Source organism: Chryseomicrobium sp. FSL W7-1435, from assembly GCF_038595005.1.
Taxonomy (GTDB): Bacteria; Bacillota; Bacilli; order Bacillales_A; family Planococcaceae; genus Chryseomicrobium.
Genome location: NZ_CP151997.1, coordinates 938310 through 951883 on the forward strand (window position 1 = coordinate 938310; position 13574 = coordinate 951883).

The window sequence follows — 13574 nt, forward strand, 5'->3', positions numbered from 1 at the left end:
TGAGGAATTATATGATTAATGTTACAAAATCTACACTCCCGCCGTATAACGAATATATAGAAGAAATTAAAAGTATATGGGAAACACATTGGCTTACTAATATGGGAGATAAATATTACAAACTTCAAGAAGAATTAAAATTATATATGGATGTTCCAAATATTTCTTTGTTCGCAAATGGTCATCTAGCACTTGAAATAGCCCTTGAGGCATTAGATTTGGAAGGAGAAGTTATTACTACTCCATTCACGTTTGTCTCGACCACTCATGCAATTGTTAGAAATGGTTTGACACCGGTATTTTGTGATATTAACTCAGTTGACTATACTATTGATGTAAATTTAATTGAATCTTTAATTACAGAAAAAACTAGTGCAATCATGCCTGTGCACGTGTATGGTAACATATGCGATGTTGAGGAGATTGAAAGAATAGCTAATAAATACAATTTAAAAGTAATATATGATGCGGCTCATGCTTTTGGAACAAAATATAAAGGAGTAGCTTCTGGAAACTTTGGAGACATATCTATGTTTAGTTTCCATGCGACTAAAGTGTTTAATACAATTGAAGGCGGAGGATTAACGTTCAAGAATAATGGTTATGCAGACTTGTTGAAAGTTCTTCAAAATTTCGGGATAACTTCTCAAGAAGATGCAAATTATATTGCGGGTAATGCAAAAATGAATGAATTTCAAGCCGCTATGGGAATTTGTAATTTAAGGCGTATTAATGATGAAATTTTTAAGAGAAAGTTAATTGTAGAAAGGTATCGAAATAATTTAGATGGAATAAAAGGGATAAAATTACCAATTATTCAAGAGGATGTCGCTAGTAATTATTCATATTTTCCTGTGATTTTCAATAACTACTCTCTTTCAAGAGATGAAGTCAAAGTTTTATTGGAAGAAAATGATATTTTCTCTCGTAAATACTTTTATCCTCTAACTAGTGAACTTACTTGTTATCATAATAAAATTAATAAAGGATATACTCCAGTTGCACAATATATAGCTGATAGGGTTTTGACCTTACCATTGTATGCCGACCTTAGTTTAAGTGACGTCGATCGAATATGTGAAATTATAAAATATAGGAAGTAGGTATAAACATGAAAGGTATTATCTTAGCAGGTGGGGCAGGGACGCGATTATATCCTTTGACAAAATCAATATCCAAGCAAATATTACCAATATATGATAAGCCAATGATTTATTATCCACTTTCAGTTTTAATGTTATCAGGCATCAAGGAAATATTGATTATTTCTACACCTAGAGATGTTAAGGTATTTAAAGAATTACTAGAAGATGGTTCTCATTTAGGACTTAATATAGAATACTTAGTACAAGAGAAGCCTAATGGATTGGCTGAAGCATTTATATTGGGAGAAGAGTTCATAAACAATTCACCAGTAGCATTAGTCCTAGGTGATAATATTTTTTACGGATCAAACTTTGGAAATCGATTAATAGAAGCAGCAAAAATTCAAAGTGGTGCTCTAATATTTGGTTGCTATGTAAAGGATCCTACCTCATATGGTGTAGTTGAAGTTGATGCAAAACTGAACGCTATTTCTATTGAAGAAAAGCCTCTACATCCAAAATCTTCTTATGCAGTACCAGGCTTATATTTCTTTGACAGTAGTGTCGTAGAAATAGCTAAAAGTATTCTTCCTTCCCAACGTGGAGAGTTAGAAATCACTTCTGTTATAGATCATTATCTAAAAAGAAAAGAGTTAAGGGTGGAACTTACTGGTAGGGGATTGGCTTGGTTAGATACAGGTACTCATGAATCCTTACTAGAGGCATCTAATTTCGTAGAGGCTATTCAAAAGCGACAGGGCCTTTATATAGCATGTGTAGAGGAAATTTCATTTAGAAAAGGCTATATTACTAAAGAACAATTACTTGAGCTTTCTATTCCTTTAAATAAAACCGAATATGGGAAGTATCTATCTGATATAGCTTTAAATAAAAGGTAGCTAAGGAGATGACTAATGAGCTTTTATACAAATGAAGAGTTAAAAGAGATAGGGTTTAAATATGTGGGAAGAAATGTTAAAATATCAAAAAAATCCTCTTTTTATAATGTAAAAAATATTTCTATTGGAGATAATACTAGAATTGATGATTTCTGTGTTATTTCTGCTGGTACTGGTGGTATTAAGATTGGAAAAAATGTTCATATCGCAGTATATTGCTCATTTATTGGTGAAGGTAGTATTATTTTAGAAGATTTCTCAGGTACTTCTTCAAGAGTGGCTATTTACTCTAGTAACGATGATTATTCTGGAGATTATTTGACAAACCCAACATTACCAGCTATCTACACAAATGTGACGGTAGGAGACGTAATTCTTAAAAAGCATGCTCTTATAGGAGCAGGATCAATTGTTTTGCCAAATGTTGTGATTGATGAAGGAGCAGCTGTAGCGAGTCTATCTCTTATAAACAATAATTGTGAAGCTTTTTATATTTATGCTGGTGTACCCGCAAAGAAATTAAAAGCTAGGTCTAAAAAATTGTTAGAATTCGAAGAAAAATATCTTACTGAATATTAGAATGTAGGGAGGAAATTATGTATATTGGTCAAACGGCTTTTTTAGAAAGAACTTTTGAGGAAAGTGATATTATTAATTTTGCTAATCTCACACTAGACACTAACCCAGTTCATTTAGACGAAGGCTTTGCAAAACATACAAGGTTTAAAAAGAGAATAGCACATGGTTTGTTAACTGGAAGTTTAATCGGGGCAGTACTTGGGACAAAACTACCTGGTAGTGGAGCAGTTCTTCTTAAACAATCTTTCAATTTTAAGGAACCAGTATTTGTAGGTGACCGTGTTAAAGCTGTTTTAGAAGTTACCGAGATTAATGAAAAATCAATTGGTAAGATAGTAAAAATAAAATCCAGATGTTTTAACCAATTTGAAATCATAGTATTAGATGGAGAGTCAACACTGTTGATAAGTGCAATTAAATAATACGTTTATTACTAAAATTGTATGAGGTGATTATTGGTGAAGAAAGTAAAAATTTTAGTTACAGGAGGGGCAGGTTTCATTGGTGGGAATTTTATTCACTTCATGTTAAAAAAATACTCCCATTATAGAATCTATAATCTAGATGCCCTTACCTATGCCGGTGACCTTACAAAACATAAAGAATTTGAGACAAATTCAAACTATAAATTTGTGAAAGGAGATATAACTAATCGCGAAGAGCTTCTCCAATTGTTTGAAGTGGAAAAATTTGATTATGTTGTCCATTTCGCAGCAGAGAGCCATGTGGACCGTTCAATTATTGATCCAGGTATTTTTGTGAAAACAAATGTAATTGGTACTCAAAATCTTTTGGATGCTGCGAGACAATACGGTATTAAGAAGTTTGTGCATGTTTCAACAGATGAAGTTTATGGTGAACTTGATTTGGATCCTACAACTTTTTTTACTGAAGATACTCCGCTTCAACCAAACAGTCCGTATAGTGCAAGCAAAGCTTCTTCTGATTTATTAGTACGAGCTTATCACGAAACATATAAGTTGCCAGTCAATATTACTCGTTGTTCAAATAACTATGGGCCATACCATTTCCCGGAAAAGTTGATTCCTTTAACTATCTCTCGTGTATTAAATGATGAGAAGGTCCCAATATATGGAGATGGCAAAAATATTCGTGATTGGTTACATGTATTAGATCATTGCTCAGCGATTGATTTAGTGATGCACGATGGTGTAAACGGTGAAGTTTACAACGTAGGTGGTCATAATGAAAAAACAAATCTAGAAGTTGTTCAAACAATCATTAAAGCTCTAGGGAAATCTGAAGAATTGATTTTATTCGTTGAAGACCGTTTAGGACATGATAAAAGGTACGCAATTGATCCATCAAAGTTAGAAAAACTTGGTTGGAAATCTATATATAATTTCGACACGGGTATTGCACAGACTATTCAATGGTATGTGGAGAATGAACAATGGTGGAATGAAATTCTTAATGGAGATTACCAAAAGTATTTCGAAAAATAATATAAATTAATTTGAATAAAAGGAGACTTTTTGTGTCTATAAATATTATAGGATTAGGATATATTGGCTTACCTACAGCACTAATCTTTGCGAAAAATGGAATCAAAGTAACAGGCACAGATTATAACAAAAAATTAGTAGAACAATTAAATAATACCCAAGTACCTTTTAAAGAAGAGGGACTAGAAGAGCTTTTTCAAGATGCTATAAATAATGGCATAAAATTTTCTACAGACTATATAAAAACTGATACGTATATCCTTGCTGTACCAACTCCCTATGTTGAGGAGAGCAAGAAGTTGGACCCTAAGTATGTGATTTCAGCGACTAATAGTGTGCTAGATGTTTGTGAAAAGGGTGCTGCTATTATTATCGAATCTACTATAGCACCGGGTACGATAGATCGATATATTCGACCGATAATTGAAGATAGAGGATTAGTCATTGGAGAAGATGTGCATTTACTTCACGCACCTGAAAGAATCATTCCTGGTAACATGGTGTATGAACTTGAGAATAACTCAAGAACTATTGGCGCAGATAATCCTGAAATTGGAGAAAAAATTAAAAAGCTATACGCTAATTTTTGTATGGCTGAAATTTTAGTAACTGATATTCGTTCTGCAGAGATGTCCAAAGTCGTTGAAAATACATTTAGAGATATCAACATAGCATTTGCTAACGAATTAACAAAAATCTGTAGATCAGATGGTATGGATGTTTATGAAATCATACGCATTGCTAACATGCATCCACGTGTGAACATTCTTCAACCTGGACCTGGTGTAGGTGGTCATTGTATTTCAGTTGACCCGTGGTTCCTAGTAGGAGATTATCCAGATTTAACAAACATGATTTTAACAGCACGAAAAACTAATGATTCAATGCCTGGGCATGTTTTAAAACGTATTCGCGATATCATGAGAGAACATAATATAATGGATATTACTAAAGTTGGACTTTATGGTTTAGCGTATAAAGAAGATGTAGATGATACTAGAGAAAGTCCTACATATCAATTGTTACATAGAATGGATGAACATCTTGCTTTCGGCGTAAAAGTGTTCGATCCCCTCATCAAAGAAGCTATTGTTGAGGAGCAATACCTAGAATTTGAGGAGTTCCTTGATGATGTAGAAATAGTTGTAGTGATGGTTGGTCATAGTCATATTAAAGACAATGCAGCGAAGTTAAAAGGTAAGTTAGTGTTAGATACTAAAAATGTTATTAGTGATATGGATACATATAAATTATAGAAATGGGCGTTGACATGAAAAAGTGGAAGGTCATGACCATCTTCGGCACGCGTCCAGAAGCCATCAAGATGGCCCCGCTTGTGCTGGAGCTTCAAAAACAAGAGGACATGGAATCGATTGTCGCTGTATCGGCGCAACACCGTCAGATGCTCGACCAAGTCCTGACGACGTTCAACATCAAACCGGACTATGACCTAAATGTGATGAAGGACCGTCAGACATTGTTCGATATCACAACGAACGTTCTGCATGGATTAAATAATGTGATGAAAGAGGCGAAACCGGACATTGTACTCGTCCATGGAGACACATCGACAACATTCGTTGGAAGCCTCGCTGCATTCTATAATCAGATCGCAATCGGTCACGTCGAGGCAGGCCTTCGTACAGGCAACAAATATTCACCGTACCCAGAAGAGATGAACCGTCAGCTGTCAGGTATTCTCGCCGACATTCATTTTGCACCAACCGAGATATCTGCTGAAAATTTGCGTGCAGAAAACAAGGCGGAAGAGCGGATTGTCGTAACAGGCAACACGGCCATTGATGCGTTGAAGACGACAGTGCGTGACGAGTACACGCATCCGATCCTCGATACGATCGGCGACGACCGCATGATTTTGCTAACAGCTCATCGCCGTGAGAACTTGGGCGAACCGATGCGCAATTTCTTCCGTGCGATTAACCGACTGCTCAAAGCACATATTGATATTCAAGTCGTCTACCCTGTGCACATGAATCCAGTAGTGCGTGAAATTGCGAATGAAGTACTTGGCAATAACCCGCGCGTGCACTTGATCGAGCCACTTAAAATAGGTGCCTGTCCCAAAAATGATTCTGACATTCATGATTATTCACCATATATGCAAGGTGGATGCGCATTGCTGCATTGAATATTGTATAACCATGAATTGTGTTGGAATATCTTGTGTGATGCCTTTTGGAAAGCCTTCCCACCCCATTCTTAAAATTATTGCGGTTGGGTGCGATAAAAAACCAATGCTTACTTATTCTTTTATGGAAAAGGTGTAACCGTCAAGTATAATTGAACATATTTTGCTCATTAAGGGTGGACACTTTTAGTCATTAAAGATTTTTTGTTGGTTCTTCAACCGATGGCTGTCATTGTTCATGTGAATGATTTCTACTCTGTGAAGTAATCGATCCAGTATTGCAGTCATCATACCTTGGTTTCCAACTATTTCTGTCCATTCTTCAGGACTGCGGTTTGATGTCAAAATCAGCGACGATTGCTCGTAGAGCTGATGTATTAACTGGAAAAACAAGGTCGCTTCGCGTTGGTCCATCGCCATATACATGATGTCGTCTATTATGACCAAATCTGAAGCGCGTAAGCGCTTCAATTGGATTTTGGACTTGTTTACATATTCTTCTGTCTTCAATAAAGTGATAAGTTCTCCCATCGTCACAAAGCTCACCTGATACCCCTTTTGAATCGCTTCGATACCTAATCCTACAGATAGAAGAGTTTTCCCAGCACCAGGCGGTCCGAGTAGAATCAGATTGTAGTTCTGTTCCAGCCACTCATATTCTCTCAACTGCTTTAGCTGCCTTTCTGAGAGTGCATCTTGCTCTTCTAGGTGAAACATATGGAGAGGGCGATGGAACGGGAACTTTGCCCAGTTCAATCTCTTCTCTATACTTTTTTCTTCACGTCTCTTAATTTCTTAAAATAGGTACCTGTCCCAAAAACAATTCGGACAATGAAGATTATTCACTGGGTATGCACTGGGAACCCGCATTCCTGTGTTAAAAACTGGATAAACATAAATCGTGTTGAAGTTGTGTGGGGTCCAGGTACCTTTTGGGAGCCGCTTCCAGTTGTAGTAGGAAGGTTGTTTGAAACTAGGTACCTGTTGTCCCAAAAACAATTCGGACAATGAAGATTATTCACTGGGTATGCACTAGAAACCCGCATTCCTGTGTTAAAAACTGGATAAACATAAATTGTGTTGAAGTTGTGTGAGTACCAGGTACCTTTTGGGGGCTGCTTCCAATTGTAGTGGAGTGGTGATTGTCAGTAAGAGCAGTGAGTTAATCACTAAATAGGTACCTGTCCCAAAAACAATTCGGACATTCAAGACTATTCACTTGATATGCACTGGGAACCCGCATTCCTGTGTTAAAAACTGGATAAACATAAATTGTGTTGAAGTTGTGTGGGTACCAGTGATCGACCTGTAACCGTCAACTACAATTGAACATATTTTGCTCATTAAGAGTGGACACTTTTAGTCATTAAAGATTTTTCAAAATAGGTGCCTGTCCCAAAAAAGATTCTGACATTCATGACTATTCAAGAGATATACAATATGGACCCGCATTGCTACATTGAATATCATATAAACATGAATTGTGTTGGAATAGTTTGGGGGACAGGTACCTTTTGGAAGTCCATTCCAGAAGGTACCAAGGACTGACGGAAAAGCGCTTCGCACAGCATTCATCTATATATACGTATCAAGTTGAACAGTCCGATGAGGGCTGTTCTTTTTCTGGAGTAAAAGTCCTCATACCGCGAAGTCTCTTGCTTTTCAATTCAAGACTTTTGAAAGGCACAAGTGCCTGCGAAGGCTCCTCTTGTAACCGTCAAGTATAATTTGTATTTGGCAAGTAAGAAATGTATGAAATGGCAATTAAAAATGTTGCTTGCCAGATGCATCTCTCCACCATATTTAATTATTCATCAATGATTCCTTCATTCGATTGCTTGGCCCTTTAAATACGACCAGATGTGAGTGATGGATCAAACGATCGATTACGGCCTCAAAATAGGTGCCTGTCCCAAAAACAATTCTGACATTCATGACTATTCATGAAATATGCAAGTTGGACCCGCATTGCTACGTTGAATACCGCATAACCATGAAATGTATTGGAATAGTGTGGGGGACAGGTACTTTTTGGAAGTCCGTTCCAGAAGGTGCCACCTAGCAATTTCATTTAGTAATCCAGCAATTCAAGCTGATACATACCTAGGTGAAACAAGTGGCGCTTTTGTAATCTGCTTCTATCAGTGGCTAAGTAGTTAGCATTATAGGTAGTCAATAGCTAAAGAGGATATAGAATTATCCGGTGAGCTGATGGCTGATTTTGTCCAGCAGTTGCTGGATTTTTGTCTGAAAAGAAATAGTTGCATGCAGCCGTACCATTTCCCTACCTCTGCCTTGACGGAAATTTGGCTGTCGTTCCTGGGCTGGAGCATCCTTATTCTCTATTTGACCATCTAGGTGACCGTACCGATCTTGAACCGGTTGAACTGACACCGATGGAAGTGGTGAAGCGGGCTAGTGAAAGCTACTTTTTAGAGCTGCCAGAATACAAAAAGCTCGCGATGTATTTAGAGGAAATGACTAAATTAGATCCAGACGAGGTCGAATCAGTGCTGTTCGATTTCGGAGTGGAGTTGAATAATCAGGTTCCATTCAATGAATTAGTAAACGAGATGTTCAAGGATTTAACCTTGCTTACTCCGGGAATTATGCAGGAAACAATCCGGTTAGCAAAGGCAGCACAACATGTGACACCGCACTATGCTTTGAAAGGGCACACGCCAGGAGCACTTTTCCAAGAAGAAAAACAGCAAACCCCGATTCAGCCCCCAACAGAAATCGGTCGAAACGAAAAATGCCCATGTGGAAGTGGGAAGAAGTACAAGAAATGTTGTATGTAATTTCCATTTCGTCCGTCGGGGTCACCGACGGGCATTCTGGGTTTCGCTGGAAAACAATGACCACACATCCCAGGCGCAATTTCTGATAGAATGAGAACATCAATTATTAGGGGGGCGTCCCGTGTATTTGGAAGAAGAGCTATTCCAAGAATTTAAGAAAGTATTTAAGAAGTTTGAAAAACAATGGAGTCAACCGATTGACCCTGATATTCAGTACAGAGAAGCACTTAATAGATTCTCTAAAGTCGAATTGGACGAGGTGCGAAAAGAAATCGAACTAAAAAACGCCAGTCAGTTGTCAAAAGCCAAACTGGGTGACGTGCTTGCTTCCGAGAAAATATTTGTGCTTGACAACTGGTTGCCATACCTAACGACTAAGCAGACCAAAACGCTGCGAAAAGTAGCTGGTCAGGGAAGAGAAACCATCGAGAAGCTTCAAGTGAGTGACCCCATATGGTGGCGCATGACGACGCTCATGATTCCGGGGACAGTAGGTGACGAGTTTGTCATGGTCGTTCCTGAAGACTTACGTGAAGAGATTTTACTATCAACGACCGGATCTAACTTTATGGAACAGGCAAAGAAAAATGATCAAATCGTCAAAATTGCGAGCGGGTTCGCGAGTACATACGGCGTCGTCGAATTTTCAACTTTTTATAAAGGCCTCATGAACTATGGCATCTTGAACGAGTCTGATGATTCATATCGTACAAAAAATCTTTTGTGGAAACAACAAGCCTACCAAATGACCTATCATATGGATGGACACCTTTTAGGTTCGTCTCGTATCTTAGACCTGTACGATTTCTACGCCTATACCCAAACAGCATCGGGAAAAGAGCCTGTTGAACTAAGCCTAGCGCAGCTAATGTCTCGTGGAAGCACAGACTACTTTCATACCATTCCGGCCTATAAGAACTTACGCCGCCAGTTAACTGGCAAATATCAACTCCCTCTCCTTCAAGCAGACGAATTTTTAAACAATATTTACTCCTCTCTAATCCAAGACGATATTCCGGATTTCTTCATAGAACAACTAACGAATACCATTACAGTGAAGTCAATCGATGATGCGAACGAACTCTTTGATCTCCTTCATGAAGCCACCGAACACACCCCTAGTTGGGGGCTGAAAGGTCACCTACCAAAAGACGTGAAGAAAGAACAAGAGAAACAATCCAAAGTAGCCCCGTCCCAAGCGCCACCAAGACGCAACGACCTCTGCCCATGCGGAAGTGGGAAGAAATACAAGAAGTGTTGTCAAAATAAATGAACGAGGTGATCCGATGTTCGATGATTACGTAGAGTGGGACTTAGAAGATGATAGGGAACAAACGGAAAGATGGAAAGAAATCGAAATGGAGTTAACATTTGAGGAAAGTCTTCATCGCCTGTCATCTAAGGAGCTCGAATCTCTCCATATTCACATCCTCTCTCCAGATAAAAGAAAAAAGTGGACACACGATGAACGTCTGGAGCACTTGTTGAAGAATAAAGAGTCCATCATGGAAAAAGAAATTCAGTACTTCACGCACGAACAAGCCGAAATCCTAAAGCTTGCTGCAGAAAATCCGGCCGTTCTTATTGAAGAATATAATCGAGAGCTAGGAATCTGGTGGCACGATACATCGCTACTTGCAACGGGGACATTTCATGGCACCAATGTCCTCGTCATGCCGAACGAGTTTAAAAGAACATTCCAACAGATCTATGAATCCCAACAATTCGACCGGTTATGGCAGGACAACGAAGAGTGGACGAAAGTCACCGAAAAGCTTCTCGTCTATTATGGTGTGCTGTCATTTGATGAACTGTATGCATTGTTGCGCCGCTATCACTATATTAGTTCGAGGGATAAAAAAGGTCACTTAAAAGAACTCTTTTCCTATCAATCACGCCGGCAGTGGGGAATCCAGGCTGCCAAGGAATTGGGAGATGATTATTACGCAAGCATTGAAGTAGTGGATGAGGAATACACGTGGTCCGAACGAGGCAACTATCCCGACTTAGATTTCGCTGAGATCGATGGCAGAGTACTGGCTCTCGATTCGTCAGAAGAAGTGGTATTACATATGCAATCGGTTCAGAGATTTCTACGATATCTAGAAAAGACCTATAAAGTCGACCGTGACATTATGGGAATAATCTTAGAGGAAGTCTACTATGGAGTAGTGAATGACGATGAACCAACAGAACTTCTCCTCGGAATCGTCGAGATGGTCGAAATTAAAAACCGGAAACAAATCGATCGACTGGGCGAGGAATTCGATCATATGCTACTGAACATACCCCGCTGGGAACTGAAAGGTCATACGCTCGCTTCTTTTCATAACCTAGAACCTAAGAAACCTGCAACGTCTAGTCAACCCTCTATCGCAAGAAATGCCGACTGCCCATGTGGTAGCGGGAAGAAATACAAGAAGTGTTGTATGTAGGAAATCGGTACCTTAAATAGGTGCCTGTCCCAAAAACGATTCTGACATTCATGACTATTCATGAGATATGCAAGATAGATCCGCAATGCTGCGTTGAGTATCGCATAACCATGAAGTGTGTTGGAATAGTTCGGGGGACAGGTACTTTTTGGATGGGAATACCATTTATTGTTATCATTCATAGGGTTCATTGACAAACCCTATTTAATAGGGTATAATTAATAAAAATGATAAGGACGTACAACCTTATGAGAACACATACATTACAAGGTTTGACACGAAGTTTTATTGAACTCGATTCATTTATCTCTACTTAGAAGAGACTTGGACTTAGTGATGATGAATTGTTCGAACTAGAGATTGAACTTCTACAAACCTCAAGATACCACCCTGTGATTCAAGGAACTGGTGGATTGAGATAGGCTCGTTTTACTCGTCGCATATACTAAAGGGATGCAGGAAAATTTAAAGTCATCCGAAAAGGTTGAGCTGAAGAAGTTGGTCGATGAATTGAAATCTTATTACAGGGGGAGTGAAAAATGAATAAATCACTTTTTGAATCTCTAAAAACTAGTCTAAATGAAGCGATTGATCATGCAGATGGAAAGCATAATGCACGCACACGTAAAATTACAATCAAACCGCTCCCTACATTTTCTCCGCAAGATATTAAAGAAATTCGAAAAAAAGTTGAAATGACACAGCTGCTTTTTGCTCAAACACTCGGAGTGAGCAAAAAGACGGTCGAAGCATGGGAAGCTGGGACAAATGTTCCAAATGGTTCTGCTATGCGCCTACTTCAACTTTTAGAAGAACAACCTACTTTTGTCACACAAGAAGTCTATGTTACAGAAGCCTCGAGCGTCTAAAGACAGGAACTTTTCATTTGGAAGTACATCTCAGAAGGTGCCATGGACTGACGGAAAAGCCCTTATAACAGCATCCATCAAAATAACCCTATACGATATCAAGTTGAACAGTTCGATGGGGGCTGTTCTTTTTCTGGAGTAAAAGTCCTCATACCGCGAATCCCTCTGTTTTTCAATTCAAGGGCCTTAAAAGGCACAAGTGCCTGCGAATGCTCCTCTTCCTTTTTTCTCCCATCCTCAATCGCAAAGAATGACCGGTGAAGAACAAATGCAAGATAACCATTAGCAGTCGGTTCAAATGGATAAGGCAGAAGGTTCGGTAGGTAGCTGGTATCAAGGAAGCGGGGCGTTATAAGTTCAGATGAGGCATAGTAAGGGAAGCTGCTATAGGGGTAGTCCTCGAGGGAACCGACCATCGGCACCTCGGTATCGATCGGATTGCGATGGATGTAAGCACTCACCTCGAGCAAGCCCCGTACGGTCGGTACCTCATGCGACCAATAACGGCCCTGGTAGATGCGGCCTATGAAACCGTAACGCTGGTGGTAGGAATCGCTATAGCGTTTATTGGCGATCGTCATGATCTTAGACAAAGTGCCTTCATGGGCTCGTATCAAAATGTGGTAATGATTCGACATGAAACAAAATGCGACGACCTGGAACGGATAGCGGTCATAAGCGAGCTCGAATGCTCGGAGAAGCTCATGCATGTCTTCATCTGTCGGGAACACATTGTGTCGGTTGTTCCCGCGTAGGATACAGTGATAGAAACTATTTGGTTTGTACTCTCTCTTTTTTCGTGGCATCTCAGCACTCCTCTCAATCTTGATGACTGTACTTTAGCATAGTCTAAAATTGAGCACAGGATATGAAAACTCGAATTTGAAGCAGAAGGAAGCTAGAAACCGCTCTAAAATTTGATTTTGAAGACAAAATGACACGCAAAGTCAAATTGTGTGAACGATACAATCATTATCTTTTTTAGGTGCCTGTCCCCAAAACAATTCTGACATTCATGATTATTTATGAAATATGCAAGGCGAGGCCACATTCCTGCGTTAAGTATCGCATAATCATGAATTGTGTTGGAATATTTTGTGGGACAGGCACTTTTTGGGAGTCGCTTCCAAAATCGAAGCTCCTCCTAACAAAAGTAGAAATTTCTACTTCTGCGAAAAATTCAACTATCCTAACAAGTTTTTGTCACTAAATAGCTTGTTTTATCAACTTCCTATTTGCACTATGACATCACACAATTCCCAAACCCTCGTCTAATCTACACCTAACCTCG

Annotated in this window: 12 protein-coding genes and 2 pseudogenes; 11 read left to right on the plus strand and 3 right to left on the minus strand. The window is 39.0% G+C overall.

What is annotated here, in order from left to right:
• Nucleotides 1-11: 11 nt before the first annotated feature.
• The 7 genes and pseudogenes from MKY84_RS04885 to wecB all read left to right on the plus strand — a co-directional run.
• Complete coding sequence (locus MKY84_RS04885; RefSeq protein WP_342528173.1) at nucleotides 12-1103, plus strand: DegT/DnrJ/EryC1/StrS family aminotransferase; 1092 nt, start codon at nucleotides 12-14, stop codon at nucleotides 1101-1103.
• Between the two features lie 8 nt (nucleotides 1104-1111).
• The gene (gene rfbA, locus MKY84_RS04890; protein WP_342528174.1) at nucleotides 1112-1984 is read left to right on the plus strand and encodes a glucose-1-phosphate thymidylyltransferase RfbA; all 873 of its coding nucleotides are present in this window, start codon (nucleotides 1112-1114) and stop codon (nucleotides 1982-1984) included.
• Nucleotides 1985-1999: 15 nt separating this feature from the next.
• Nucleotides 2000-2563: an acyltransferase gene (locus MKY84_RS04895; protein ID WP_342528175.1), complete on the plus strand. Its 564-nt coding sequence runs from the start codon at nucleotides 2000-2002 to the stop codon at nucleotides 2561-2563.
• Nucleotides 2564-2580: 17 nt separating this feature from the next.
• Nucleotides 2581-2985, plus strand: a complete 405-nt coding sequence (locus tag MKY84_RS04900) for a MaoC family dehydratase (RefSeq protein WP_342528177.1) — start codon at nucleotides 2581-2583, stop codon at nucleotides 2983-2985.
• Between the two features lie 36 nt (nucleotides 2986-3021).
• Complete coding sequence (gene rfbB, locus MKY84_RS04905) at nucleotides 3022-4029, plus strand: dTDP-glucose 4,6-dehydratase (protein ID WP_342528178.1); 1008 nt, start codon at nucleotides 3022-3024, stop codon at nucleotides 4027-4029.
• A gap of 32 nt (nucleotides 4030-4061) precedes the next feature.
• Nucleotides 4062-5285 carry a nucleotide sugar dehydrogenase gene (locus MKY84_RS04910; protein ID WP_342528180.1) on the plus strand — a complete coding sequence of 408 codons (1224 nt, stop codon included), beginning with the start codon at nucleotides 4062-4064 and terminating at the stop codon, nucleotides 5283-5285.
• A gap of 14 nt (nucleotides 5286-5299) precedes the next feature.
• Nucleotides 5300-6100 (plus strand): annotated as a pseudogene (gene wecB, locus MKY84_RS04915) (UDP-N-acetylglucosamine 2-epimerase (non-hydrolyzing)); the annotation flags it as partial.
• Nucleotides 6101-6364: 264 nt separating this feature from the next.
• Here wecB and istB read toward each other — a convergent pair.
• A pseudogene (gene istB / locus MKY84_RS04920) lies at nucleotides 6365-6973 on the minus strand (IS21-like element helper ATPase IstB); the annotation flags it as partial.
• Between the two features lie 1008 nt (nucleotides 6974-7981).
• Complete coding sequence (locus MKY84_RS04925) at nucleotides 7982-8113, minus strand: ATP-binding protein (protein WP_342528181.1); 132 nt, start codon at nucleotides 8111-8113, stop codon at nucleotides 7982-7984.
• Between the two features lie 326 nt (nucleotides 8114-8439).
• Between MKY84_RS04925 and MKY84_RS04930 the strand changes: the two genes are divergently transcribed.
• The 4 genes from MKY84_RS04930 (at nucleotide 8440) to MKY84_RS04945 (ending at nucleotide 12283) form a co-directional block, all read left to right on the plus strand.
• A complete protein-coding gene (locus MKY84_RS04930) occupies nucleotides 8440-8979 on the plus strand; it encodes an SEC-C metal-binding domain-containing protein (protein WP_342528183.1) in 540 nt (179 codons plus the stop codon).
• 121 nt (nucleotides 8980-9100) lie between these two features.
• Nucleotides 9101-10252 (plus strand): SEC-C domain-containing protein, encoded by a 1152-nt coding sequence (locus MKY84_RS04935; RefSeq protein ID WP_342528185.1) that lies wholly within the window; start codon nucleotides 9101-9103, stop codon nucleotides 10250-10252.
• Between the two features lie 13 nt (nucleotides 10253-10265).
• Entirely contained in the window at nucleotides 10266-11414 is a 1149-nt protein-coding gene (locus MKY84_RS04940; RefSeq protein ID WP_342528187.1) for an SEC-C metal-binding domain-containing protein, read from the plus strand.
• A gap of 539 nt (nucleotides 11415-11953) precedes the next feature.
• Entirely contained in the window at nucleotides 11954-12283 is a 330-nt protein-coding gene (locus MKY84_RS04945) for a helix-turn-helix domain-containing protein (RefSeq protein WP_342528189.1), read from the plus strand.
• A 98-nt stretch (nucleotides 12284-12381) separates the two neighbouring features.
• On the opposite strand, the gene MKY84_RS04950 is transcribed toward MKY84_RS04945, so the two are convergent.
• Entirely contained in the window at nucleotides 12382-13089 is a 708-nt protein-coding gene (locus MKY84_RS04950; RefSeq protein ID WP_342528191.1) for a transposase, read from the minus strand.
• Between the last annotated feature and the right edge of the window lie 485 nt (nucleotides 13090-13574).